The 23076-nt window shown below is 50.3% G+C and carries 22 protein-coding genes; 17 read left to right on the forward strand and 5 right to left on the reverse strand.

Annotation, left to right across the window (positions count from 1 at the left end):
- Nucleotides 1–4 precede the first annotated feature (4 nt).
- The 5 genes from Q4G98_RS03985 (at nucleotide 5) to Q4G98_RS04005 (ending at nucleotide 7592) form a co-directional block, all read left to right on the forward strand.
- Nucleotides 5–1186, forward strand: coding sequence for an efflux RND transporter periplasmic adaptor subunit (locus Q4G98_RS03985; RefSeq protein WP_298565551.1), 1182 nt, complete (start codon nucleotides 5–7; stop codon nucleotides 1184–1186).
- Nucleotides 1176–2132, forward strand: a complete 957-nt coding sequence (locus Q4G98_RS03990) for a biotin/lipoyl-binding protein (protein ID WP_298565553.1) — start codon at nucleotides 1176–1178, stop codon at nucleotides 2130–2132. The genes Q4G98_RS03985 and Q4G98_RS03990 overlap by 11 nt, the downstream gene beginning before the upstream one ends.
- 3 nt (nucleotides 2133–2135) lie before the next feature.
- Nucleotides 2136–4340 (forward strand): NHLP family bacteriocin export ABC transporter peptidase/permease/ATPase subunit, encoded by a 2205-nt coding sequence (locus Q4G98_RS03995; protein WP_298565555.1) that lies wholly within the window; start codon nucleotides 2136–2138, stop codon nucleotides 4338–4340.
- On the forward strand, nucleotides 4337–7045 hold the full coding sequence (locus Q4G98_RS04000; RefSeq protein ID WP_301961845.1) for an NHLP bacteriocin export ABC transporter permease/ATPase subunit: 2709 nt from the start codon (nucleotides 4337–4339) through the stop codon (nucleotides 7043–7045). The genes Q4G98_RS03995 and Q4G98_RS04000 overlap by 4 nt, the downstream gene beginning before the upstream one ends.
- Nucleotides 7046–7262: 217 nt before the next feature.
- A complete protein-coding gene (locus Q4G98_RS04005) occupies nucleotides 7263–7592 on the forward strand; it encodes a hypothetical protein (protein WP_298565559.1) in 330 nt (109 codons plus the stop codon).
- A gap of 44 nt (nucleotides 7593–7636) precedes the next feature.
- On the opposite strand, the gene Q4G98_RS04010 is transcribed toward Q4G98_RS04005, so the two are convergent.
- Complete coding sequence (locus tag Q4G98_RS04010; RefSeq protein ID WP_298565561.1) at nucleotides 7637–9550, reverse strand: PP2C family protein-serine/threonine phosphatase; 1914 nt, start codon at nucleotides 9548–9550, stop codon at nucleotides 7637–7639.
- Between the two features lie 120 nt (nucleotides 9551–9670).
- Here Q4G98_RS04010 and Q4G98_RS04015 point away from each other — a divergent pair, with 120 nt between their 5' ends.
- Together Q4G98_RS04015 and Q4G98_RS04020 are read left to right on the forward strand one after the other, a co-directional pair.
- Nucleotides 9671–9988, forward strand: a complete 318-nt coding sequence (locus Q4G98_RS04015; RefSeq protein WP_293661201.1) for an STAS domain-containing protein — start codon at nucleotides 9671–9673, stop codon at nucleotides 9986–9988.
- Nucleotides 9972–10412, forward strand: a complete 441-nt coding sequence (locus tag Q4G98_RS04020; RefSeq protein ID WP_298565563.1) for an ATP-binding protein — start codon at nucleotides 9972–9974, stop codon at nucleotides 10410–10412. The genes Q4G98_RS04015 and Q4G98_RS04020 overlap by 17 nt, the downstream gene beginning before the upstream one ends.
- A 95-nt stretch (nucleotides 10413–10507) precedes the next feature.
- On the opposite strand, the gene Q4G98_RS04025 is transcribed toward Q4G98_RS04020, so the two are convergent.
- Nucleotides 10508–10852, reverse strand: coding sequence for a cupin domain-containing protein (locus Q4G98_RS04025; protein WP_177560423.1), 345 nt, complete (start codon nucleotides 10850–10852; stop codon nucleotides 10508–10510).
- A gap of 169 nt (nucleotides 10853–11021) precedes the next feature.
- On the opposite strand from Q4G98_RS04025, the gene Q4G98_RS04030 reads away from it, so the two are divergent.
- The 6 genes from Q4G98_RS04030 (at nucleotide 11022) to Q4G98_RS04055 (ending at nucleotide 15877) form a co-directional block, all read left to right on the forward strand.
- Nucleotides 11022–11792: an amino acid ABC transporter substrate-binding protein gene (locus Q4G98_RS04030; protein WP_293545164.1), complete on the forward strand. Its 771-nt coding sequence runs from the start codon at nucleotides 11022–11024 to the stop codon at nucleotides 11790–11792.
- 75 nt (nucleotides 11793–11867) lie between these two features.
- The gene (locus Q4G98_RS04035) at nucleotides 11868–12518 is read left to right on the forward strand and encodes an amino acid ABC transporter permease (protein WP_177560421.1); all 651 of its coding nucleotides are present in this window, start codon (nucleotides 11868–11870) and stop codon (nucleotides 12516–12518) included.
- Nucleotides 12519–12530: 12 nt separating this feature from the next.
- A complete protein-coding gene (locus Q4G98_RS04040) occupies nucleotides 12531–13292 on the forward strand; it encodes an amino acid ABC transporter ATP-binding protein (RefSeq protein ID WP_298565566.1) in 762 nt (253 codons plus the stop codon).
- A 69-nt stretch (nucleotides 13293–13361) separates the two neighbouring features.
- A complete protein-coding gene (locus tag Q4G98_RS04045) occupies nucleotides 13362–13952 on the forward strand; it encodes a DJ-1/PfpI family protein (RefSeq protein ID WP_298565568.1) in 591 nt (196 codons plus the stop codon).
- 28 nt (nucleotides 13953–13980) lie between these two features.
- On the forward strand, nucleotides 13981–14538 hold the full coding sequence (locus Q4G98_RS04050; protein WP_293717470.1) for a hypothetical protein: 558 nt from the start codon (nucleotides 13981–13983) through the stop codon (nucleotides 14536–14538).
- Between the two features lie 127 nt (nucleotides 14539–14665).
- Nucleotides 14666–15877 (forward strand): MFS transporter, encoded by a 1212-nt coding sequence (locus Q4G98_RS04055; protein ID WP_301961846.1) that lies wholly within the window; start codon nucleotides 14666–14668, stop codon nucleotides 15875–15877.
- 174 nt (nucleotides 15878–16051) lie between these two features.
- Here Q4G98_RS04055 and Q4G98_RS04060 read toward each other — a convergent pair whose 3' ends face one another.
- The gene (locus tag Q4G98_RS04060) at nucleotides 16052–16444 is read right to left on the reverse strand and encodes a thioesterase family protein (RefSeq protein WP_298565574.1); all 393 of its coding nucleotides are present in this window, start codon (nucleotides 16442–16444) and stop codon (nucleotides 16052–16054) included.
- Nucleotides 16445–16623: 179 nt separating this feature from the next.
- Between Q4G98_RS04060 and Q4G98_RS04065 the strand changes: the two genes are divergently transcribed.
- Nucleotides 16624–18105, forward strand: coding sequence for a class I adenylate-forming enzyme family protein (locus Q4G98_RS04065; protein ID WP_298565576.1), 1482 nt, complete (start codon nucleotides 16624–16626; stop codon nucleotides 18103–18105).
- Between the two features lie 15 nt (nucleotides 18106–18120).
- The gene (gene larE / locus Q4G98_RS04070; protein ID WP_298565578.1) at nucleotides 18121–18945 is read left to right on the forward strand and encodes an ATP-dependent sacrificial sulfur transferase LarE; all 825 of its coding nucleotides are present in this window, start codon (nucleotides 18121–18123) and stop codon (nucleotides 18943–18945) included.
- Nucleotides 18946–19034: 89 nt separating this feature from the next.
- Here the strand turns inward: larE and Q4G98_RS04075 are convergent, their stop codons facing one another.
- Nucleotides 19035–19475, reverse strand: a complete 441-nt coding sequence (locus Q4G98_RS04075) for a universal stress protein (RefSeq protein WP_177560407.1) — start codon at nucleotides 19473–19475, stop codon at nucleotides 19035–19037.
- Nucleotides 19476–20335: 860 nt separating this feature from the next.
- Here Q4G98_RS04075 and Q4G98_RS04080 point away from each other — a divergent pair.
- A complete protein-coding gene (locus Q4G98_RS04080; protein ID WP_301961847.1) occupies nucleotides 20336–20560 on the forward strand; it encodes a hypothetical protein in 225 nt (74 codons plus the stop codon).
- A 46-nt stretch (nucleotides 20561–20606) separates the two neighbouring features.
- Here Q4G98_RS04080 and codA read toward each other — a convergent pair whose 3' ends face one another.
- The gene (gene codA / locus Q4G98_RS04085; RefSeq protein ID WP_298562836.1) at nucleotides 20607–21869 is read right to left on the reverse strand and encodes a cytosine deaminase; all 1263 of its coding nucleotides are present in this window, start codon (nucleotides 21867–21869) and stop codon (nucleotides 20607–20609) included.
- Nucleotides 21870–22313: 444 nt separating this feature from the next.
- On the opposite strand from codA, the gene Q4G98_RS04090 reads away from it, so the two are divergent.
- Complete coding sequence (locus Q4G98_RS04090) at nucleotides 22314–23063, forward strand: creatininase (protein WP_177560400.1); 750 nt, start codon at nucleotides 22314–22316, stop codon at nucleotides 23061–23063.
- Nucleotides 23064–23076: the final 13 nt, after the last annotated feature.

Genomic DNA, 23076 nt, shown 5'->3' on the forward strand with positions numbered 1-23076 from the left:
CAGCTTGAAAAAACTGTTTTTGATAGCGGTAACGGTAATCATGGCCGCGGCGATCATGCTGGTAGGGTACGGGGCTTTTTTAAACTACAAAAGCGAAAAGGTTATTGATCTCAGAATGGCAAACCGTGTTTTGCGCCTGGATGGGGTCAAAGCCGAAGAGCGTGTTTTGCTGCCGGTTTGGGAGTTGGACAGTATGCGTCTGTCGGCAGAGAACATGACCGATGCTATTTCAAGGCTGGAAGGCACGATCGAAGAAGTATTTGTCAGGCAGAATGACCATGTCAGCAAAGGTCAGGCTATCTGCCGCATTGCCAACGAGGATATACCCATCAAGCTGGCGCAGATAGATGTCAATATCGCCAAGGCCGAAGCTGTTCTGATCCGGTATGAACATTCTTATGAACGCTATAAACGTCTGATAGATTATGGGGCTGTTTCGCAGGAACAATATGAAGAAGCGCTGACCAATTACAAAGCGGCGGCGGAAGAAGTCAAGCAGCTGCAGCTGGAACGCCGCCAATATGAGCTGCAGGAAGAACGGCTGATAGTTACAGCGCCTTTGGAAGGCGAAGTCCTGATGCTGTACAAGAAGCAGGGCAGCTTTTTGCAGGCGGGCACCTCGGTAGCTTTGATAGGTGATTTTTCGACCCTGCAGTTTACAGAGGTCGTTACTGATGATGAATTACGGCGTTTAGAGCCCCTGGATGTTCCCGGGGAGCTGGCGTTCAGCAAGCGTGAGCTGGATAAGATCTATGCCACAGGCTACAATGAAGGCAATAAAGGGGCACAGCAAAGATTTTTGGCGCGGATAGTCAGTGTGGAACCGCCGCCTGAGATCGAGGCGGCTATGCGGACGATCCGCTGGAGTGTGGATAATTCAAGCGGCCTGCTGGAACCCAAGCGGTATCAAGATGTGAAGATTTTTGCCATAAAAGAAAGAAAAAATCTGGCCATCCCTAAAAGCGCCCTGCTGGAAAACAGGCACGATGCCGTGTATGTCTGGCATCCTTCCGATGGCAAACTGGAATTAAGAAAAATAGCCACGGGAGCCACAGATGGAAATTATGTAGAAGTATTCGCCGGTCTGCAGCCGGGAGAGATAATAATAGTTTCAGGTAAGGAAGGCTTGAGCAATGGTATGAAAGCTGAGGTCAATGTCAAAGGAGGCGCGGCTGATGGCCAATAACGAATTATTCAGTAAGGAAGCCATGGACAAGTTGCGTTCTCCCGAAAAGCTGGATACGCTGCTGGAAGTCACTACGCCGATCGGCTGGATGGCTTTGGCGGCCATGGTCGTCATGGTTTTGTCCGTATTAGTGTGGTCTGTTTTCGGGGCTATGGTCGTGAAGGTTGACGGAGTTGGTATCCTGCTGGATTCAGGCGGCGTTGTCAGTGTGACTTCGGTTTCCGGCGGCAGGGTAGAGGACGTTTTTGTCAGGACTGGTATGCGCGTGCAGAAGGGCGATCTGATCGCCGTGCTGGAACAGCCGCAGCAGAGCATGGAAACCAAACTGGCCCGTTCCGATATGTATCTTTCCGAAAGTGAGCGTGAGGCCCTGACGCGTGCGTCACAGTACGATGCCAAGCGCTATCAGCAGGATGTCAGTTCCTTTATTTTTAGTGAAGCCGATGGTATCGTCGATGAGGTATCGACCTCTCCGGGCGCGGTAGTTGCCGCCGGGACTTCTGTTTGCACTATCCGTAAAGACCAGGAACGCGATGAAATAAACGGTGTGCTGTATGTGCCTGTCAGCAATGGCAAGCGGATCGAGCCGGGCATGACTGTGCAGTTGGCACCTAACGGCGTTGACAGCAGTGAGGACGGCAGTCTGCTGGCCGTAGTGCGCTCAGTATCTCAGTATCCGGTATCGGCCAACGCCATGCTCAACAGGCTGGGCAATCAGCAGCTGGTGCAGTGGATCTTGAGCAAGTCGGACAATGCGGTCATGGAAGTGAACTTTGATCTGGTCAAGGATGAAAATTCAGAATCCGGTTATTTATGGACGAGCATCGTCGGTCGGCATAAGCCCGTAACAGCAGGCAGTATTTGTGCCGGTTCGGTAATAGTTGACCGTAAGCAGCCGCTGGAAAAAGTGTTTTATAAATTCAGTCAATGGCTGAGGAGCAGATAAATTATGTGGCCGTTTACGAAAACCTTACAAAAGCAAAAGGTCAAAACTCCGACGATCCTGCAGATGGAAGCCGCTGAATGCGGAGCCGCGTCTCTGAGCATCATTCTGGCCTATTACGGGTTATGGGTGCCGCTGGAAAAAATGCGCCAGGAATGCGGCGTCAATCGTGACGGCGTTTCTGCCAGCAATATCGTGAAAGCTGCCCGGGGGCGTTTATGCACTGCCGCCGGTTATCGCTGGCCTGCGGAAATGCTGAAAAAAGCCGTTTTTCCGCTGTTGATCCACTGGGAATTCAATCATTTTGTCGTTCTGGAAGGAATAGAAAATGAAAAGGCCTATATCAATGACCCTGCCGTAGGGCACAGAGTGCTGCCCTTTGCGGATTTTGTCTCCAGCTATACGGGGATCGCCCTGGAGATCAGGCCCGGCGAACAGTTCGTCAAGGCCGGCAGCAAATATAATATCGCCAGCGTCATCCTGCAAAAATTGCTGGCTGACAAGTGGTCGACACTGTTTGTGCTTATCGTCTGCGCCTGCCTGATCGTTCCGGGGCTTGTATCGCCTGTGTTCGGGCAGATCTTCCTGGATGATATACTGACCGGCAAGCATAAGGACTGGATGTTCAATCTGGTCCTGGCCATTATCGGTACTTTTATTATCCAGTCTGTTTTAGTATGGCTGCGTGCCTGGTGCCTGACTAAATGGCAGGCGAAGCTGACACTGTCAGATTCAGCGCGTTTTTTCTGGCACGTGCTGCAGCTGCCGATGGAATTTTTCCAGCAGCGCTTCGGGGTCGAAGTCGCTTCGCGTGTAGCCTTTAATGAAGCCGTTGCTTCGGTTTTGACAGGCTCTGCCGCTACGGCGGTGCTTGACTTTCTGATCGCCCTTTTTTATTTACTGCTGCTGTTTCAGTATAACGTTACGCTGACCCTGATCGGACTGGCATTCAGCCTGGTAGGCGTGGTTTTATTCTTTTGCATCCGCGGCAAGCTGCTGGAAATGTCGATGAAGGTACAGCAGGATGCCGGCAAAGAATATGGCGTGGCCATGAATGGCCTTTTGATGATCGAGACCTTAAAAGCCAATGGAAATGAAGGTGAGTTTTTTGCTAAATGGGCCGGCTACAGGACGAAAGTGCTGGCAGGCAGCCAGAAAATAACCCTGTATAACACGACGATGCAGATGCTGCCGCTGCTTTTAAGCGGTATTAATACGGCGCTGATCATGACTGTGGGCGGCTTTGCCATTATGGACGGGTTGATGACAGCCGGTATCTTTATGGCCTTCCAGAGCCTGATGAGCAACTTCCAGACGCCGTTTAATAATCTTTTGAATCTGGCTGATACACTGCAGACTACAGAAATGCAGATGAAAAGGCTGGACGACGTGATGCGCTATGAAAGAGATAAACTTAATTATCCGGAAACACCGCCGCAGCCGATAGGCAGGGCCAGACTGTATGGCGAGGTCTGCCTGCGGAACGTGCGTTTTGGCTACAGTCCTTTGCACGCGCCGTTATTTGAAGCTTTTAATATGACCCTGCAGCCGGGCAACTGGATTGCCTTGGTAGGCGGCAGCGGCAGCGGCAAATCGACGCTGGCCAAGATTGTCACAGGCATCTATCAGGAATGGAGCGGCGCAGTGCTTTTTGACGGTATTCCCCGTGCGCAGATCCCGCACGAAGTTATCTGTAATTCTGTAGCTTCGGTCGATCAGGACATCTTCCTGCTTTCCGGCACGGTAGAAGAAAATATTACTTTATTTGATGAGTCGATACGTCACAGCGATGTAGTGCGTGCAGCGCAGGATGCCTGTATCCATGACGACATCCTGAAGCTTGAAGGCGGCTACGAAGCCCGGGTTGGGGAAGGCGGCTTCAATTTCAGCGGCGGCCAGCGCCAGCGGCTTGAGATAGCGAGAGCTTTGGCTGTTAATCCTTCCGTATTGGTGCTGGATGAAGCAACCAGCGCGTTAGACCCCCTGACGGAACAGCAGGTCATGGAAAATATTCGGCGGCGCGGCTGTTCCTGCATCATCGTTGCACATCGCCTGAGTACGATCCGCGACTGTGATGAGATCATTGTCATCGAGCACGGAAAGATCATTGAACGAGGCACGCATCGGGAGATGATCACGGCAGCGGGCCCTTATCAAAAATTGTTGACGGATCAGGATGCGCTGTCAGGAAAGGGTGGTGAGGTTTTGTGATATTGGAAAAAACCATCAGCCTGCGGCAGGGAGAGCGATTTTATTTTGAACAACAGGGCGCGCTGGGACTGATAAGATCCGGTGTGGCGGAGCTGTATGCCACTACTGCTGACCGGCATGAAAGGATGTTCCTGCTTACCCGTACGGAAGGCAGCTATTTTTTCAGCGCCCTGGATGAATTTCAGGCCGTTGAGTTTTATCTTTTCGCTAAAACTGATATGATTTTGACATTGTATCCGACCGAAGCGGTGGCAAGCCTGGTGTCCGGGCAGGGCGGAGCGCTGCGCCGCGGAATGCGGGAATGGTTTGGCTCGCTTTTGGCATTGCCCTGGCTGCGTTTTTTTGCGGTGCGGAAAGATGATTTTGTAGGCCAGTGGGGGCAAAAAGATTTTCTGGCCAATTTGCCGGATATGGAGCTGTGGGCGTATTTTCTGGAACATCAGAACATTCTGGCTTTATTAGTGAGCGGCCAATTCCATTCGCTGCAAAAGTATTTTGCCGACAGGCTGCAGCAAAGGCAGGAGAAAAAAGCAAAGCTGCTGGGAGCAGCGATCGGGACTTTGATTGGCAGGGAAGACTTCAGCTTTTGGCTGGAAGCCACTCAGGGCAAAGCCAATGATAATATTGTTTATATCGTGCGTAAAGCGGCGGAATTTTTCCGCATGGACACATCGGTGATCGAGCTGCCGGCAGATATTCTCCGGCAGCTGCACGGCCTCAGCCTTTTGAAGCGCCTGGCAGGGAGAGGCGGGATGCAGCTGCGGAAGGTAGTGCTGGAAGGAGCCTGGTACGAGAAGGACAGCGGCGTTTTTTTCACCTGGTACGGTGGTGAAATGGTGGCCGCAATCCCTGAAAGCCCGGGCAAATATCGGATCTACAGTGAAAAGCAGCCGCAGGGGCAGGCTCTGACGCAGGACAATGCCGAAGCATTGGCTGCGGAAGGTTATGCCTGCTATGCCGGGTTTCCAGCACGTAAATTAAAAATAAAAGACCTGCTGCTGTTTATGTATCATCAGTGCTGGAAGCTGGATTATAAATATATCCTGATGGCCAGCTTTATAGCTGGTCTGATCCCTCTGTTCACGCCGGTGATCACAGAAACTATTTTCAGCGATGTTATCCCCGTCGGCGACAGGCAGGGACTGGCGACTATCACGCAGGTCATGATGGTCGCAGGTTTTACCAGCGCTGCTGTTTCACTGGTCAGGGCTATAGCGGTGCTGCGGATCACTAATCATCTGGATATGGCGACGGAAGCTGCCCTGTGGTCGCGCCTTTTGGCAATGCCGGCCGGATTTTTTAAAAAATATCAAACTGGTGAGCTGGTCCAGCGTATGGGCGGTATCGATGCCGTGAAGTCGCTGGTGACGGGAGAGTTTGTGGGCAGTATCTTCAATACGTTTTTTTCGTTTTGGAGTATAGCGCTGATGTGCTACTATAGCATCAGGCTCACCGGTGTGGCTTTGTTGGTATGGCTGGTTTATTTTTTTGTGACAGCCTTTATCTACCGCCGCGTCTACGGCTTTCAGAAGAATGCCGTCAGCGCAGCCAATAAAACCTCGGGGCAGGTACTGCAGATTTTTAATGGCTTAGCCAAATTCCGCAGTCAGGGAGCCGAAGAACAGGCTTTTTATCTGTGGGCCAAATGTTTCGGCGAAGAATGGAAATGGAACCTGAAATTACGTTGGCAGAATAATTACAGCAGTATCATCAACGCGGTGCAGCCGCTGATCCTGACCTTACTGCTTTACTATACGGCTATCTACGGATTGGAAGGTAAAACGCTGGCCGGAGCGCAGACAGCCATGAGCTATGCCGAATTTATGGGCTTTCAGGCCGCGTTCAGTTCCTTCAATACTACTTTGGTCAGTATGATACCTTTAGCCGTAAAATTTTTCAGTATTCGTCCTCATATCGAGAACCTGCGGCCGATTTTGGAAACTGAACCGGAAACGGACAACGATAAACTGGAAGCAGGACAGCTTTCAGGAGAAATAGAAATTCGGCATTTAAGTTTTGCTTATAGTGATGACGGGCCTGAGATCCTGCACGATATCAATTTACACGTAGCGCCTGGCGAGTCGATCGCCATAGTTGGGCGCAGCGGCTGCGGCAAATCGACACTGATGCGGCTGCTGCTGGGCTTTGAAAAGCCTAAACGGGGCGCTGTTTATTATGATGACTGCGATCTTAATGAGCTGAGCCTGGCCTCGGTCCGCAGTCAGATGGGCGTAGTTTTGCAGAACGGGCAGCTGATGGCCGGCGATATTTTTACCAATATCGTAGGTACGACGGCGCTGACGATGCAGGATGCCTGGCTGGCGGCAGAACGTGTGGGTCTGGCCGAGGACATCAAAAGGATGCCGATGCAGATGTATACTGCTATCAGTGAAGGATCCGGCAATATTTCCGGCGGCCAGCGGCAGCGCATTTTGATCGCCCGCAGTATCGTCAATAATCCACGTATCCTGCTGCTGGACGAAGCTACCAGCGCCCTGGACAATACGACGCAGACAATAGTGACCAGCAGTCTGGAAGCCATGCACTGCACAAGGATCATCGTTGCACACCGTCTGAGTACGATCAGGAATGTCGACAGGATACTGGTCATGGAGGCAGGCCGGATCGTAGAAGAAGGCAGTTATGACGAGCTGATGGCGGAAAATGGTATTTTTGCACAGCTGGCGCAGCGGCAGCTTGTTTAAAATCCCGGTTCGTAGTATAATAATTATATTCCGAAAAGATAAAGTTTAATGCCAAAAAAGAATAGGCACGAAGATTTCTCTGGGCGGCTTTAAAAGCGAAGCTGAAGCCAGTAAAGAGGCCCTTGAATTGATGGATCAGTATAAGGGCGGTTCTGTAGAAGTTTTATGACAGCCGGTGCTGTTAAATAAAAATATTTAAAGAAGGTCGGTGTTGATAATGACAGAAAAATTTATTGCTCCCGATGCAAAAATAGAAATGATGAGTGATGAAGAATTGGACATGGTTGCCGGCGGTTCAGCTACTATGTATTATTCGCAGCCCTATGTTAATGATCAGGGCACTTTGATGGTAAGCACTGTAACTGTCAGCGGCAAAATGACGTATGATCCTCTCAGCAGGAGTGTTCAAGGAATCATGGATCAAGGCAGTGGTTTCTCGGGTGCGCTGCCTGTCCCGTATGCCAAATTCAGCGCATATAAAGAGCGTGTTGCAAAACGTGGCACTACTCTGGTCGGGCTTGATATTTCCGGGCCTTTGGTTCTCTAAAAAATAAAAAAGTCTATCAGCTTTTGCTGATAGACTTTTTTTATTCAGGACTGGCGTTCGAGCCATAAAACCGTGATATCATCGCTTTGTTCGGCGCCCTCGCTAAATTCCAGCACGGCAAACAAAATATCTTCAGGGATATGTGTCCGTTCAAACCGTTGAGCCAGCCTGTCCGTACCAAAAAATTCATGCTGCCTGTTTTCGGCCTCGGTAATACCGTCAGTATAAAGCAAAAGCCTGCTGTTATAGGGCAGCTCGGCCGTATGATCGGAGAAAGACAGATTGCAGTATACGCCCAGGGCCGGACCGCTGCGCTGACAGAGCTGTTCGGGCCTTTGGTCGCTGATCTGCAGCAGCGGATAGTTATGGCCCGCATTGGCATAAGTAAGCCTGCCGCTGGGAAGATGGACGATCCCCAGCCAGACTGTAACGAACATCATACTGTCGTTGTTTTCACACAGCGTATTGTTGGTTTGTTCCAGAATCTTACCGGGACTGGCAGAAGCATTGTTTTTTAAAAGCGCTTTGGTGACCATCATAAACAGCGCTGCAGGTATGCCCTTGCCGGCAACGTCGGCAATCAGGATCACCAAATGCTCGTCATCCAGGAAAAAGCAGTCATAAAGATCGCCGCCTACCTCTTTTGCCGGGAACATCCCGGCAAACAGCTGATATTGCTTGAGCTGCTGGTTGATTTTTGCAGTATCGGCAAGCATGTTTTGCTGGATCTCAGCAGCAATGTTCAGCTGCGCCGCCAGAGTTTCCCTTTCGGCAATAGCCGTGCTGAGGTCGCTGACGTAGCGTCTGAGATCTGCCGTCATTTTGATAAAGGAATCGTTAAGGTCGTCGATCTCGTCAACCGTCTGCCCGGCGTCGCTTTTCTTGGGTACAGGTGCCGGCGCGGTCAGATACTGACAGCCGGCAAATTTCCTCGCGCTCTGGCTGAGCCTGATCAGCGGCTGGACGATTTTTTTCTCTGTCTGCCAGAGAATGAATAAAACGGCAATAAAAATAATATTGATGCTGAGCAGCAAAGTAGTAAAAATGGTCTGCCAGAGATCAAGCTGCTGTGAGGTTTGCAGTAGAGCCGGGTTAGTAATGAAAATAGAAAAACCTATAAAAAGCACGGAAAGGATCGCCAGCTGCAAAAAACCGGTAGTAGCTTTGGCCCCGATAGAGTAGAAAAAACGCGGATCATTGTTGAAAGGCTGCGGGTCATAATTAGCCGGCAGATGGGATACATAGATAAGCAAAAGCGTTGTTGCTGCTAAAAAGAGTGTATCATCAAATTGCTGACTGGGGCTGCCTGCAACTGCCGCAGCTAAAAAAATCATACAGCCAACGGCGGCGGCCAGAAGTACCAGCAGGTAGGGTCTGGCGGATTTTTTTTGAACCGGGGGCAGCACAAAGGTCAGGCGGCTGCCGCGCAGTAAAAATAACAGCGGGATACCCAGCAGAAGCGGAAAATCAAAATTATTGGAAAAAAAGATAAAAAAACTTTCCAGAGGTGCAGTATTGCCCATAGACAAAACGATAGCTGTCAGCATCGAAGCAAAGATCAAAGAGGTCACCAAAATGATCACCAGAAACTTTAGGAAGCTGCGTGTATCATGGATGAAAAAACAAGTCTTGGCGTCGACGTTAAAGCCGTACCAAAGCTTGTAGGGCAGATAAGCCAGAAAAAAATTGGCGACGGCGCCCCAAAAACACACGTAGAGACTGTCGCCGGCATAAAAGTCGCCTAAAAAATTGCCTAAGGCGCTGCCAACAGCTCCGGCAGGGCCCCAAAGCATACCCATAACTACGGGGATGCAGGCGCCGAAGCGGACTTCTGCTCCGGGCAGCAGCATCAGCAGCAATTTTGTAGGAATAATTGCCAGACTGTAGATCAAGGCTGTTATTAACACTCTGCGGCAGGTGAGCAGGCTCAGCAAAGGTGGTTGAAGTGTGAAACGCATAGCGGCACCTCGAGGATTTTTCTTTTATTTTATCACAAAATCCAGCGCTGAAACTATATCAGGCAGGATTTATTTGCCGAAAGACGAATAAAAGAAAAAAGAAAGTATTATTGGAGGCTTATGATGGAGATCAAAAGTATAGAAGAACAGGGCCGGATCATTCTCGAGGTCAGCGGCCGCATAGATACGACGACGGCCGGCAGTTTTGAAAAGCAGGTACTGCCGTACTTGCAGAGCGGCAGCGAGCTGGTGCTTGATTGTGACCAGGTAGAATATATCAGCAGCGCCGGGCTGCGCAGTCTGCTGATCCTGGCCAAGGTCGCGTCTGCCAGAGACAGCCGCATAGTGCTGTGCCGTCTTTCAGGACTGGTACGTGAGGTTTTGGAGATCTCCGGGTTCGATTCCTTCTTCGAGGTTCGTCATGAACGGAACGGTTGAAAAATATTTTCAGGCGGCAGCGGCAGAAATACCGGCAATGCTTGCCTGGGTCGAAGAGCAGGGTACAGGCGTCTTAGCCAGGACCAAGCTGCTGCGGCTGTTATTGGCGGCAGAGGAGATCTGCACCAATATCGTGCTTTATGCTTATGCTCCTGAAATAAAAGAGCAGTATCTGCTGCTGTCCTGCGAGGTGAAGGATCAGCAGCTGCTGCTGAAGATCACAGACGGCGGCAGACCTTTCGATCCCCTGGCGGTGCCTGGCAAGAGTGCGGAAACAGACCTGGCGGCAGCCGCGCCCGGCGGTTTTGGCAGAACCTTCATGCGAAGCTTTGTCGACGGCATCAGTTACAGCCGTGAGCGGGGGCAGAATATTCTGCGGCTGACGGTAAAATGCGTAGCGGCAGAGAAGCTTTGTGAAAAATAAATTTCTAAAATGTTTGCGCTATCTTGATAATGCCGGCGCTCTGCAATATTAGATAAAAAACACAGATCCCGAGGGATCTGTGTTTTTTATCAGGATCATTTTTCGTTGACGATCAGCGCCATGACCAGCAGGTCGTCGTCGCCGATGTTTTCGATACTGTGGCTCTCGCCCTCCGGGCAGAAGGTAACGTCGCCGGGGTGCAGCGTGCTTTCACTGCCGTTGTAGTTATAAAGGCCGGTGCCCTGCAAAACGTACATGGTTTCGCTGGTGCCTTCGTGTTTGTGGAAACCCAGCGAACAGCCCGGCTTCAAGACTACACGGGCATAAACGGCGATCTTGCCGCCGTACACCTTTTCATCGACGATGTGCTCCATAATAGTATTGCCCTTGCCGCCTGCCCGGCGTTCAAAAATATCTGTTTTTCTGTCTGTAACGATCATTGTGAGCCCCTCTTTCTCTTAATAATAGCGTTTGCTGGATAAATTCCGCAGTTAGGCAGTAAATTCCTGCAAAAAATTTTAAAAAAATCAATTTTACCTCTTTACAAATTTAGCAGACTAAAGTATAATCATAAACATAGCAGGAAAACAACACCTTAGAGGGGGATGGATGATGAAGAAATTTTTACTTTTAGCAATGACGCTGCTGATGGCGTTATCTTTGGTGGCCGGCTGCGGCAGCAGCGGTCCGAAAAAAATGGTTATCGGTCTGGACGACAACTTTGCGCCGATGGGCTTCCGTAATGAGAAGAACGAGATCGTTGGTTTTGATATCGATCTGGCCAAAGAAGCCTGCAAACGTGCCGGCATGGAAGTGGAATTCAAACCGATCGACTGGGCTTCCAAAGAAGCCGAAATGAAAGGCAAACGCGTCGACGCGATCTGGAACTGCTTTACAGTCAATCCTGAACGTCAGGAAGCGTATACCCTTTCCAAACCTTATATGGTCAACGCGCAGCTGGTAGTCGTGCCCAAAGGCTCTGCTATTACCAAGATCGCCGACCTGAAAGGCAAAGTGCTGGCAGTGCAGGACGACAGTACCGGTTCTTATCTGGTAGATAAAAATGACGCATTGAGGACTTCGCTGAAGGATTACAGAAAGTATCCTGATTTTGCCGCCGTTTATATGGATATGGACGCCGGCCGTATCGACGCTATGGTCGTTGACGCTGTTCTGGCCCGTTATTATATGGTAAAACACCCCGATAAATACGTAGTGCTGGACGAAAATATGGGCGACGAAGTGGTAGCTGTAGCCTTCCGCAAAGATGACAAAGAATACAGTGAAAAGATCAACAAGGCGCTGGACGAAATGAAAAAAGACGGCACCATGAAAAAGATTTCCGAACAATGGATGGGCGTTGACATCACTAAATATTAATAAGCTCCGGGCCGGTGGCATGAGCTGTCGGCCCTTTTCCTCTATTTATTTTGCATACAGATACGGAGACTCATCATGGACTATATTATTTCCATCCTGCCGCAGATGTGGCTGGGGACGGTCGAAACTTTAAAACTGTTTTTTATTACGATCATTTTATCGATACCTTTGGGTATCCTGCTGGCGCTGGCCAGGGTGTCTTCCCTGAGCAGTCTGCGCAGCGCGGTCGGCGTCTATGTCTGGCTGCTGCGCGGCACGCCGTTGATGCTGCAGCTTTTGTTTGTTTATTACGGGCTGCCATTTATCCCCGGTATCGGCATCAGGCTGGATGACTTTCAGGCCGCTATTTTTGCTTTTGTGCTGAATTACGCCGCCTATTTCTGCGAGATCTTCCGCGCCGGAATACAGGCGATCCCTAAAGGACAGTATGAAGCGGCTCGCACACTGGGTATGAATTATGTGCAGACCATGCGCCGTATCGTCCTGCCGCAGGTGTTCCGCATCATTCTGCCGCCGGTCAGCAATGAGACGATCACTCTGGTCAAGGATACTTCCCTGATCTATGTGCTGGCCATGAACGATCTGCTGCGAACGACACGCAATCTGGTGCAGCGCGATTTCAGCATCACGCCGTTTTTAGTGGCGGGCGTATTTTATCTGCTGATGACGCTGGTACTGACCTACGGATTTGATAAACTGGAAAAAAGATTTTCGAAGTACGATTGACGGGAGTAAGCCATGAAAAAAATCGAAGCGCGTAATATTCATAAAAGTTTTCAGGAACTGGACGTTCTGCAGGGCATCGACCTTGATGTAGAGGAAGGCGAGGTCATCGCCGTCATCGGGCCCAGCGGCAGCGGCAAAAGCACGCTGCTGCGCTGCCTGAACAAGCTGGAAACGATCAACAAAGGCACGATCATCATCGACGGTGAAACGCTGGTAGAGACCAACAGCGCCGGTGAAGTGATCTATGCGCCCGGTGACGAAAGCCGCCGCATCGCCTGCAAAATGGGCATGGTCTTCCAGCAGTTCAATTTGTTTCCGCATATGACGGTACTGCAGAATCTGATCGAAGCGCCGGTGCAGGTGCAAAAGCGTGAACGTGCAGAGGTCATAGAAGAAGCAAAGATCCTTTTAGGCAAGGTCGGACTGTCCGAAAAAGCGGACGTTTATCCGCGTAAGCTTTCCGGCGGGCAGCAGCAGCGTGTGGCGATCGCCCGTGCTTTGGCCATGAAGCCGTCGATCATGCTTTTTGACGAACCGACGTCTTCACTGGATCCGGAACTGACCGGCGAGGTGCTGCGCACCATGCGTGAGCTGGCCGAAGAAAAAATGACCATGGTGGTCGTGACCCACGAAATGGGCTTTGCCCGTGAAGTGGCGACCAAGGTTATTTTTATGGCTGATGGCAAAGTGCAGGAACAGGGACGACCGGAGGATATTTTTACCAATCCGAAAAATGAACGTTTGCAGGCATTTTTACAGACGGTGTTAAAATAATTGTGCTAAAATAAGAACAGCGCCTTTGGGCGCTGTTTTCGCTATTTGAAATAAGTGGAGGTGTCAATTATGATTGTCAATATTTTATTGTTCAATGATTTTGAAACTTTAGATGTTTTCGGACCAGTAGAAGTTTTAGGCAGAGTTGCCGGTTATAAGCTGAAATATGTATCCTGGAGCGGCGGAGTTGTTAAAAGCCGGCAGGGTACAATGATTTTGACCGGGAACTTGAATGATATGGATAAAAATGGTATTTTACTTGTACCGGGTGGTCAGGGAACAAGACCATTGGTACAGGAGACGGAATTTATTGCGGATCTGCGTGAAGCGGCTGCCGCTTCATGCTGGTGTCTGACTGTATGTACTGGTGCTGCATTGCTTGCCGGAACAGGTTTGCTGGATGGGTTACAGGCCACTTCTAATAAAAAGGCTTTTTCCTGGGTTGTTTCAGTAAACGAAGCAGTTAATTGGCAGCCAAAGGCACGTTGGTGTGTGGCTGGGAAATATTATACCGCTTCGGGAGTTTCTGCCGGCATTGATATGGCACTGGGATTTGTTGCTGATAGATTTGGTAATTCAGTTGCCGAAAGTATTGCTGAAAATATAGAATATATTTGGCATGATAAAAAACAGGAGGATCAATTTGCAGTAAAAGCCTAAAGGTTATAGGATGAAGGAGTGTTGTGGGATGAAAAGCAAAAATATCAATCAGCTGGTGGTAGCCGGGGTCTTGTGCGGCATCGGTATCGTAGTGCCGATGCTGATGCCTAAAATAGTGATCGGTCCGATGTCTTTTACGCTGGCCAGCCACGTGGCTATCTTTATGGCGATGTTTATCTCGCCGAAGCTGGCAGCAGCCGTTTGTTTGGGAACGACGCTGGGCTTTTTTATGACGACGCCGGTCATTATCGCTCTGCGGGCGGCCAGCCACATTGTTTTTGCAGTGTTGGGAGCGCTGCTCATCAAAAAGATGCCGGAGATCATCGAAAAGCCGTTAGCCGGTACCATGTTCAACGGCGGGATGGCTCTGGTGCATGCTGCGGCCGAAGTGGCTGTCGTGTCGCCTTTTTTCCTGGCCGGCAGTATCTTCAAGCCGGAACAGCTGGCCGACGGTTATGTTATGAGCGTGCTGGTGCTGGTTGGTGTCGGGACCTTTCTGCATTCGCTGATCGACTATACGATCTCGATCATGCTGTGGAAGCCTGTACGGGCAGCGCTGCCTTCTCTGGCCGAGCTGCGTGAATGATCCGCTTAAAGCTATTGTGTGTTTGAAATAAATATAAACGATAGATGTTTTATTTATTTTAAGAATTGACTAATGCGTCAGAAGGTGTACAATATAAAAGCAGATCATACAGAAAAGGGGCTTTTTCTTGGAAGAACGTGAGTATATCAAAACAGGTTCGCAGGTTTACTGGCGCACGCTGTTTATTATTTTTTTAGGGAGCATGGCGGCTTTCGGCGCGGAATACTGCGTGCAGCCGATCATACCTGTGATTGCCGGCAGCTTTGGGCTGAACGCTGTGCAGGGTAGTCTGGCTGTTTCGCTCGGACTGGTGGGCATGTCGGTCGCGATGCTGTTCATTGCGGGGCTGGCGCCGCGGTTTGACCGTAAGCTGGCAACGGCGGCAGGTCTGATCGGCGCGGCCATACTGACGATCCTGATCGGCCTCAGCGGCAGCTTTGAAGTCATTCTGGGCATGCGTCTGGTGCAGGGGCTGCTTTTGGCTGCCTTCCCTTCGCTTATCATTGCCTATATCAATGAAGAATTTGAGCCGTTCAATGTCGGCACTGTGATCGGTATCTATATCAGCGGCACCACGGTAGGCGGTCTTTTTGACCGGCTTGTGGTCAGCGCCGTCACCGACCTGGCCTCCTGGCGGCTGGGGTTGATCGCGATCGGTATTTTATATCTGGTTGTCGGCATCGCTTTTTATATCCTGCTGCCCCGGCCCAGATACCGGCGTCAGCGTCCGCAGGGCGGGCTGCAGCTGGGCAGGACCTTTAGGACGGCTCTGCAGGATAAACGCTTGCTGTGGATCTATCTGGTCGCATTTCTGATCATGGGTTCGTTCGTCGCCGTTTTTAACTTTATCTCTTATGTTCTGCTGGCGCCGCCGTATTCTTTGAGCCAGACGGTAGTAGGTCTGCTGTTCGTCGTTTATCTGTTCGGTACCTTCAGTTCTACCTATATGGGCCGGCTGTCGGATAAGCAGGGCAACGGGCGAGTACTTATTCTGGGGCTGTTGATCATGCTGACCGGCGGGCTGATCACCCTGCTGCAGCCGCTTTTGTTCAAATTCATCGGCTTGGCCGTCTTTACCTTTGGTATGCTGGGCTCGCATTCCGTAGCCTGCGGCTGGGTCGGCAAGCTGAACAAGGGTGACAAAGCGCAGTCCTCGTCGATGTATATGTTTTTCTACTATGCCGGTGCCAGTTCGCTGGGCACTTTGGGCGGTGTATTTTTGGAAGGCTACGGCTGGAGCGGTGTTATCGGCATGGTCGCCGCCGCGGTTTCTATCTGCCTGCTGGTGGTAGCCAGACTGGAGCCGGCGGTCAAACAGCATTTGCTGTGGCATCATTGAGTAGTGGAAATTCTATAAAATCAGCATTTAAAGTAACAGACGGCCAAAATTGGCTGTCTGTTACTTTAAATGGCAGCAGAGCAGTTGTATTTGTGGATGGAACCTTTGCCGGTAAGGCCAAGCCGGCCAATAAAAAACTCCCGCATTAGCGGGAGTTTTTTATTAAAAAGTGCTTCAGAGCATGGACTGCAATTTGGCAATAAATTTAGCTTTGTCAATAATGAAACGCTCGTGGGTGCCGGTACCGATCGGGCCGTGGTCGTCGCAGGCGCCGACTTTAAAGGTCAGCTTACGCCCTTCGACAGCTGTCAGCTCGGCTGTGGCAATAACTTTTTTGCCGGGCAGCGTAGCTGCATCGTGGGTAGTGTCCATTTTGATGCCGACGCTGCTGGTTGCTGCGTCGAGACACGGAACAAGCGCGTTGCATGCGGCCTGCTCCATCAGGGCGATCATGGCCGGGGTAGCAAAAACGTCCAGGTCGCCGCTGCCCATAGCTGCTGCAACATTGGTCGTGTCAACGATTGCTTCGGCTCGTCCTGTTAGACCGGGTCGTAATTCAACTTTCATTCATTAAACCTGCCTTTCTGCGAATAGTAATTGTATCTGCTGTTTACATCTTAACCTGATTTTTAGCATTGTGCAAGTGGGTTTTTATTTAGTATAATAAAGGATATACTGCTGCCGCAAAATCTGTTCGGCAGGCAGTTGAGTTTATGCGGCTGCTGCCGCAACGGGGAGCGAAAGTTATGCTTTTTTATGAAATAATCGACAGTCATCCGGCTGCTGCGCCGGCCTTGATCTGTCAGGATAAAATATTGACTTATGGTCAGGTACGCGAGGAAGTGACTTTATGGGCGGCGCATCTGCAAAGCTGCGGTGTGCGTCAGGGCGATAAGGTGGGCCTGTTCAGCAAAAACTGCAGCGAATTCGTGCTTGCCTATCTGGCGATCATCAAGGCCGGCGGCGTTGTTGTACCTTTTAATTTTCAGCTGGCTGCGCCTGAGGTTGCTTATATCGTACAGGACGCCGGGATGAAAGTCATGGTGACGCGGCAAAAACTGGAGCTGGAAGCAGCTTTGAGTGAACGCGGTTGTGGCGCTTTAAAGCAGCTGGATTTTGAAGAGCTGCGGCAGCCTGCTGCAAGACCTTATGAAGCCGTAGCTATTGACGAAAACGACAACTGCACGATCATTTATACCAGCGGGACAACAGGACAGCCTAAAGGGGCTATGCTGTCGCACCGCAACCTGCTGGCTAATGCTGCTGGTTTTACGCAGCGGGTACTGATGTATCCTGAGGATAAAACGCTGTGCGTGCTGCCTATGTATCATTGCTTTGCCTGGACGGTGTCTGTTACCGGGCCGCTGCTGCACGGCGGCAGCATCATTATTCAGGAAAATTATACGCTGGCCGAAGCACTGCGGCTGATCGAGCGCTATCAAATCACCCAGTTTGCCGGCGTGCCGACGATGATCCAGATGTTTGAAAAAGGCGCGGAACCGCAGCAGCTGGCGTCGCTCCGCTTTTTTATCTGCGGCGGGGCCTCGCTGCCGCAGAAGCTGGCAAAAGATTTTAAGAAAAAATTTGGCAAGCCGGTCCAGGAAGGCTATGGGCTTTCAGAAGCCTCGCCGGTCTGCACCGTTAATCCGGCCGCCAAAATCAAGGTCGGCTCGATCGGGCCGCAGCTGCCGAATGTAATAGTCGAGATTCGTGATGAAGCTGACCGGAAGGTGCCGGATGGAACGGTGGGAGAATTATGTGCCCGTGGCGACAATGTGATGCTGGGCTATCTGAACCGGCCGGAGGAAACCGCCGTCACTCTGCGCGGCGGCTGGCTGCATACAGGCGATCTGGCCTATCAGGACGAAGAAGGTTATATCTTTATCGTAGACAGGCTCAAGGATATGATCATTACCGGCGGCGAGAACGTCTATCCGCGCGAGGTCGAAGAAGCGCTGTATCATCACCCTGCAGTGCAGGAAAACTCCGTGGTAGGGGTGCCGGATAAACTGCGTGGTCAGGCCGTTTGCGCCTATGTGGTGCTCAAGGAAGGTCAGGAAGCGACCAAACCGCAGCTGCGGCGCTTTCTGATGGAACGTCTGGCCGGGTATAAAGTGCCTAAATATTTTTTCTTCTGCGAACAGCTGCCTAAAAACGGCACCGGTAAAGTGCTGAAAACAGCTTTGCGCGAAAAAGCCATTGAAGATTTAGTCAATCGTCAGAATTAAGACAGGCGGTGTAAAATGCAAATAGAATTACGCAGAAAATATACACATTTACTGGAGCTGCTGCGCGGCTACGGCAGTGTTGCCGTAGCCTTTTCCGGCGGCGTCGATTCGTCGCTGCTGCTGTATGCGGCGCACGAAGCCCTGGGTGACAACGTGCTGGCGGTAACGGTAAGGACGCCGAGCTATCCGGGGCACGAGGCCAGAGACGCGGCACAGCTGCTGCGTGAGCTGCAGATCCCTCATTTTGAAATCGGCGTTGACCAGCTTGCGATCCCCGGTTTTGCCGAAAACGGGCCGGAGCGCTGTTATTATTGCAAGCTTGCCCTGTTTGAAACTGTCGCCGAGATGGCAAGGATGTATCATTGCAGCTGTGTAGCCGACGGTTCCAATCTGGATGACGAAGGTGATTACCGTCCGGGCATGAAAGCGACTGCGGAGCTGGGTGTCAAAAGTCCCTTCAGGGAAGTGGGACTTACCAAAGCGGAAGTGCGGCAGCTCTCGCGCGAGTTTGAGCTTTTTACCTGGAACAAGCCTTCCTATGCCTGTCTGGCGTCCCGTATACCTTACGGTGAAGTGATCACGGCAGAAAAATTGCAGATGATCGAAAAGGCGGAACAGCTTTTACTGGATCTGGGCTTTGCTGAAATGCGTGTGCGCTGCCATGATAAACTGGCGCGGATCGAGGTCAGTGAGTCTGCTATTGAAAAAATAGCGCAGCCGCAGCTGCGCCGGAAAATAGTCGCCGCTTTCAAACAGGCGGGCTTTCTGTATGTAAGCCTGGATCTGGAAGGCTTTCGCAGCGGCAGCATGAATGATGCCCTGCCGGAGCAGGAGCTTTAAAAACACCTCGGCCCCTTACCTCCAGCGGGTAAGGGGCCGTTTCCAAGGGATTACCGCCTTCTCAAGACGGGAATTTTTATATCAATTAATCATTTCACGATCACTACGGGGCATTCCGCATATTGCGAGATCTTCATACTGACGCTGCCCATCAACAACTCGGCCAGCATACCCATGCCTCTGTTGCCAAGCACGATCATATCTGCTTCGGCAGTTTTGGCGTAATCCAGAATCCTCTCAGCAGGGTCGATGTCAACGATCATGCGGAAGGACACATTGGGATAACCTGCTTTTTCCAGGATGCCTTTGGCGATATCCAGCGGCGTCGGGTCAGGCTCTTTAGCCGCCATTTCGGCTTCTTCGATAGCATTTTTTGGTTTCCTGGGCGGAACTTTGGTGTAGTCATAAGGTACGATAACATTGACTACCATAATTTCGCTGCCGAACGGTTTGCCGATACCTGCGGCAAAGTCCAGTGCGCGAAGCGCTGTTTCGGAACCATCGAACGGTACAAGAATTTTTTTCATCATGGTAAATCCCTCCTTAAAACATCTGCGCCTATAGTTAGATCGGAAATGTTACAGGCGGTAGTGGTAACACTCCGCAAAAGTCAGTTGAGTGAGAGTGGATGCTCATGAATGCTGATTCTTTTTTGTATATAAATACTTCTACAAACGCAATAAAAATCCTGCCTGAAACGGTAAAAAATAGTGGTTTTTATGCTTTGTTTTTTTAGTTTTTCGGCAGATATTTTGCCCGGTCAGTTATGACTGGGTTTATTTTTTTTGTTGAGGATTTGGATTTATTTTTATATTATGTAGCTTTTTTGAAAGAGTTGTTTTAGACTTTCTTGAAAGAAAGTCAGCAAAGAACTTTGCGCACTGTGGCAAGTCCTGTTTAGCTTTGCTCGCTGTCCGGCTTCCGGGCAACTCGGCATTGTCATACAGAGAAAATCTTTACCTGCAAAGCAGCAATGCCTCAAACAGTCCCTCCAACGCTTACAGCTCGCAGCGCACACAACGAACTTGACCACAATGTGCGCTTAAAACCCTGTATCGTACAAATTGCTGCTAAATTTCATAAGAACGGCATCGAACTATCAATGAAACCAGTGATTATTGCTTAAAAAAGCCAAACGTACGATACAGAGTGTTTTACAGCGCATTGGGAAGATTTGGCAGATGAGCGACACGCAGCTGCAAGCAGGCGCAGGGTATGTCTGAGGCATCGGCAGGCTATGCACGGCAGAGCATTTGAATCTTTCCCTGTGATGCCGAGTTGCCCGGAGCGCGTACAGCGAGTGAAGCGCAATCCAAAGCTTAACAGCGCTGAAAGTTCTTTGCGCCGCTTGCTTTCAAGAAAGCGGCATAAACAAAAATGAAAAACAAAAATGAAAAAACATAAAGAAAATCTAAAGAAAAATTGGTTTTCTTTGCGCAGCTTGCTTCTGGAAGAAAGCTGCATAAGAAAAAGAAAACCTAAATTCAAATTCCTATCTGAAGAGCTCTTTGCTGACTTTCTTCCAAGAAAGTTTAAGGCAACTTTTGACGCCAAAAGAAATGAACATCTAAAAGATAAAAAGAAAATAAACATAAAAAGAAAACAACGAAAATAATCCCCGTCAAACTTTAAGTTTGGCGGGGATTGTTTCATTGTAACCCTTATTTCAACAAACCGTTGTCGGTGGTGATGACTTCAGGCGCACGTTCAAAGAGGAATTCACCGTCACGGACGGAGCAGGCAACAGAAACACGGTTGCAGACTGCTTCAAATTCTCCTTTGGCGTTGAGCACGATAAAGTTGGCCGGTTTGCCGGCTTCGATACCGTAGCTGTCAAGGATGTTCAGGGTGCGGGCGCCGTTGACAGTGATGAGGTCAAGGGAGTTGCTGATCTCTTCGATGCTCATCATCTGCGCGATATGGATACCGGCGTCGAGGATGTTCATCAGATTGCCGTTGCCGACCGGATACCACGGATCGCTCATGGAGTCCTGGGCAAAGCAGACGTTGATACCGGCTTCATTCAGTTCTTTGACGCGGGTCAGGCCGCGACGTTTGGGATAGCTGTCAAAACGTCCCTGTAAGTGGATGTTTTCTGTCGGGCAGGAAATGAAATTGACTTTGGAGAGCCCCAGCAATTTGAACAGCTTATAGGTGTAGGCGTTGTTGTAAGAGTGCATGGCGCAGGTATGGCTGGCGGTAGCTTTTTCGGCGATACCGCTGCGCAGTGCTTCTGCTGCCAGTACTTCGATAAAGCGGGATTGATCGTCGTCGGTCTCGTCGCAGTGGATGTCGACCATTTTGTCGTATTTAACAGCCAGTTCAAAGGCTTTCTGTACGCTTTTGACGCCGTCCTCACGGGTATATTCAAAATGGGGGATGGCTCCGACCAGGTCAGCGCCCATGGTGAGGGCTTCTTCAACTAATTTGTCGCCGTCCGGATAAGCGTACATACCTTCCTGCGGGAAAGCGATGATCTGCAGGGTGCAGGTATCTTTTACTTCATCACGCAGTTCCAGCATGGCCTGCAAAGCGGTGAGCTTGGGATCGGTCACATCAACATGGGTACGGATATATTGTACGCCGGTGAGGATCTCCTGTTTCATGGCCTGGCGGGCGCGTTCTTTGATTTCTTCTTTGGTAAGGTTGCCTTTGGTTTCAGACCAGCGTTGGATGCCTTCAAATAAAGAGCCGGTTTTGTTGGCGGCTGCCGGATTGAGGGCGGTGAAAACGTAATCCAGATGGATGTGGGGATCTACATAAGGCGGTACGGCAAGTTTGCCTTCCAGGTCGACAACTTTGTCGGCTTTTACTTTGGCAGCAAGGCCGGGGCCGATCTCTTTAAATTTACCGTCTACGATATACAGGTCCTGCAGGCCGTCCTGGCCTTTTAATTTAACATTGGTGAATAATGTGCTTTTCATTAGAAAGTCTCCTTTACAAATTTAAGTTTTGTGGCGGAGGAGCTTTGTAACGAAAACTCTTGTCGCAATCAGTATAGCAAGTGGAAGACTAAAAAGCACTGTACGAATGATACAAAAATGCTGGAGCGGCTTGTGCAGAAAATGCACTGGCAGGCAGGGACGTTTTTGGCTTTTTTGTACGTTGTGTACAAGGCTGCGGCGGGAGTATACTGAAAGCACAGTAAAGCTAGCTGCTGCACAAAAAACACACGGCCCGGGGACAGGGCGAAAACTCTTAGTCAAAGCAAGTCAGTTCACTTAATAATGCGGCGCAGCCGCAGTTCACAGGTACCACGCAATAAATCTTCCTTAAATTAACGGTAAGGCGCAGGACACTGCGCGTCAGTAACAGGTACAGTAATGACGAAATATTACAAGCTAAACATTAAAAAGGAGCGATGAATCATGATTAGAATGAACGAAATGACCTGGATGGAATTTAAAGCAAAAATCGATGAAGGCGCGATCACTATCCTGCCGATCGGCGCCTGCGAACAGCATGGCCCGCATCTGCCGCTGTGCGTTGATACGGTTCTGGCCAACGGCTTTGCCGAAAGACTGGCGGAACGTGTGGGTGGTATGGTTGCTCCGACTATCAACTATGGTTATAAATCCAAACCTCTCTCCGGCGGCGGTCCGTTGTTCCCCGGCACTGTAGATTTGAACGGCGAGACTCTGATCCGTTTGACTTATGATGTTCTGGAAGAGCTTATCAAAGACGGCGTGAAAAAAATCATGGTTCTTAGCTGTCACTTTGAAAACGAAGCTTTTGTCTGCGAAGCAGTTGACCTGATCGCGCAGAAATACGGTGAACAGGCTAAGATCCTGATCGCTAACTGGTGGGACCCGATGCCGTTAGAGATCATTGATAAAGTATTTGACGAAGTGCCGTTCCCGGGCTGGGCTTTTGAGCATGCCGCCGTTACCGAAACTTCTCTGATGATGGCTTTTGCGCCCGAGCTGGTGCATGAGGACAGAATGGTGGACACTCAGGGCGCAACTCCCTGCCCGTACCATATCTATCCTGTGCCTAAAGACGCAGTACCGCCGACCGGCGTTCTTGCTCCGGCGCGTTCTTCCTCTGCCGCCCGCGGCCAGCTGATCATTGACAGTGTTTTGGATGAACTGGTCAAGATCTGCGATAAAGAATTTTAATTCCGGTATTTGA

This window comes from uncultured Phascolarctobacterium sp., from assembly GCF_958349595.1.
Lineage (GTDB): Bacteria > Bacillota > Negativicutes > Acidaminococcales > Acidaminococcaceae > Phascolarctobacterium.

Coding starts and splice junctions, on each gene's coding strand:
- Q4G98_RS03990 (WP_298565553.1), top strand. CDS start 1,176: ATGGCCAATAACGAATTATTCAGTAAGGAAGCCATGGACAAGTTGCGT.
- Q4G98_RS03995 (WP_298565555.1), top strand. CDS start 2,136: ATGTGGCCGTTTACGAAAACCTTACAAAAGCAAAAGGTCAAAACTCCG.
- Q4G98_RS04005 (WP_298565559.1), top strand. CDS start 7,263: ATGACAGAAAAATTTATTGCTCCCGATGCAAAAATAGAAATGATGAGT.
- Q4G98_RS04010 (WP_298565561.1), bottom strand. CDS start 9,550: ATGCGTTTCACACTTCAACCACCTTTGCTGAGCCTGCTCACCTGCCGC.
- Q4G98_RS04015 (WP_293661201.1), top strand. CDS start 9,671: ATGATGGAGATCAAAAGTATAGAAGAACAGGGCCGGATCATTCTCGAG.
- Q4G98_RS04020 (WP_298565563.1), top strand. CDS start 9,972: ATGAACGGAACGGTTGAAAAATATTTTCAGGCGGCAGCGGCAGAAATA.
- Q4G98_RS04025 (WP_177560423.1), bottom strand. CDS start 10,852: ATGATCGTTACAGACAGAAAAACAGATATTTTTGAACGCCGGGCAGGC.
- Q4G98_RS04030 (WP_293545164.1), top strand. CDS start 11,022: ATGATGAAGAAATTTTTACTTTTAGCAATGACGCTGCTGATGGCGTTA.
- Q4G98_RS04035 (WP_177560421.1), top strand. CDS start 11,868: ATGGACTATATTATTTCCATCCTGCCGCAGATGTGGCTGGGGACGGTC.
- Q4G98_RS04040 (WP_298565566.1), top strand. CDS start 12,531: ATGAAAAAAATCGAAGCGCGTAATATTCATAAAAGTTTTCAGGAACTG.
- Q4G98_RS04045 (WP_298565568.1), top strand. CDS start 13,362: ATGATTGTCAATATTTTATTGTTCAATGATTTTGAAACTTTAGATGTT.
- Q4G98_RS04050 (WP_293717470.1), top strand. CDS start 13,981: ATGAAAAGCAAAAATATCAATCAGCTGGTGGTAGCCGGGGTCTTGTGC.
- Q4G98_RS04060 (WP_298565574.1), bottom strand. CDS start 16,444: ATGAAAGTTGAATTACGACCCGGTCTAACAGGACGAGCCGAAGCAATC.
- Q4G98_RS04065 (WP_298565576.1), top strand. CDS start 16,624: ATGCTTTTTTATGAAATAATCGACAGTCATCCGGCTGCTGCGCCGGCC.
- larE (WP_298565578.1), top strand. CDS start 18,121: ATGCAAATAGAATTACGCAGAAAATATACACATTTACTGGAGCTGCTG.
- Q4G98_RS04075 (WP_177560407.1), bottom strand. CDS start 19,475: ATGATGAAAAAAATTCTTGTACCGTTCGATGGTTCCGAAACAGCGCTT.
- Q4G98_RS04080 (WP_301961847.1), top strand. CDS start 20,336: ATGAAAAAACATAAAGAAAATCTAAAGAAAAATTGGTTTTCTTTGCGC.
- codA (WP_298562836.1), bottom strand. CDS start 21,869: ATGAAAAGCACATTATTCACCAATGTTAAATTAAAAGGCCAGGACGGC.
- Q4G98_RS04090 (WP_177560400.1), top strand. CDS start 22,314: ATGATTAGAATGAACGAAATGACCTGGATGGAATTTAAAGCAAAAATC.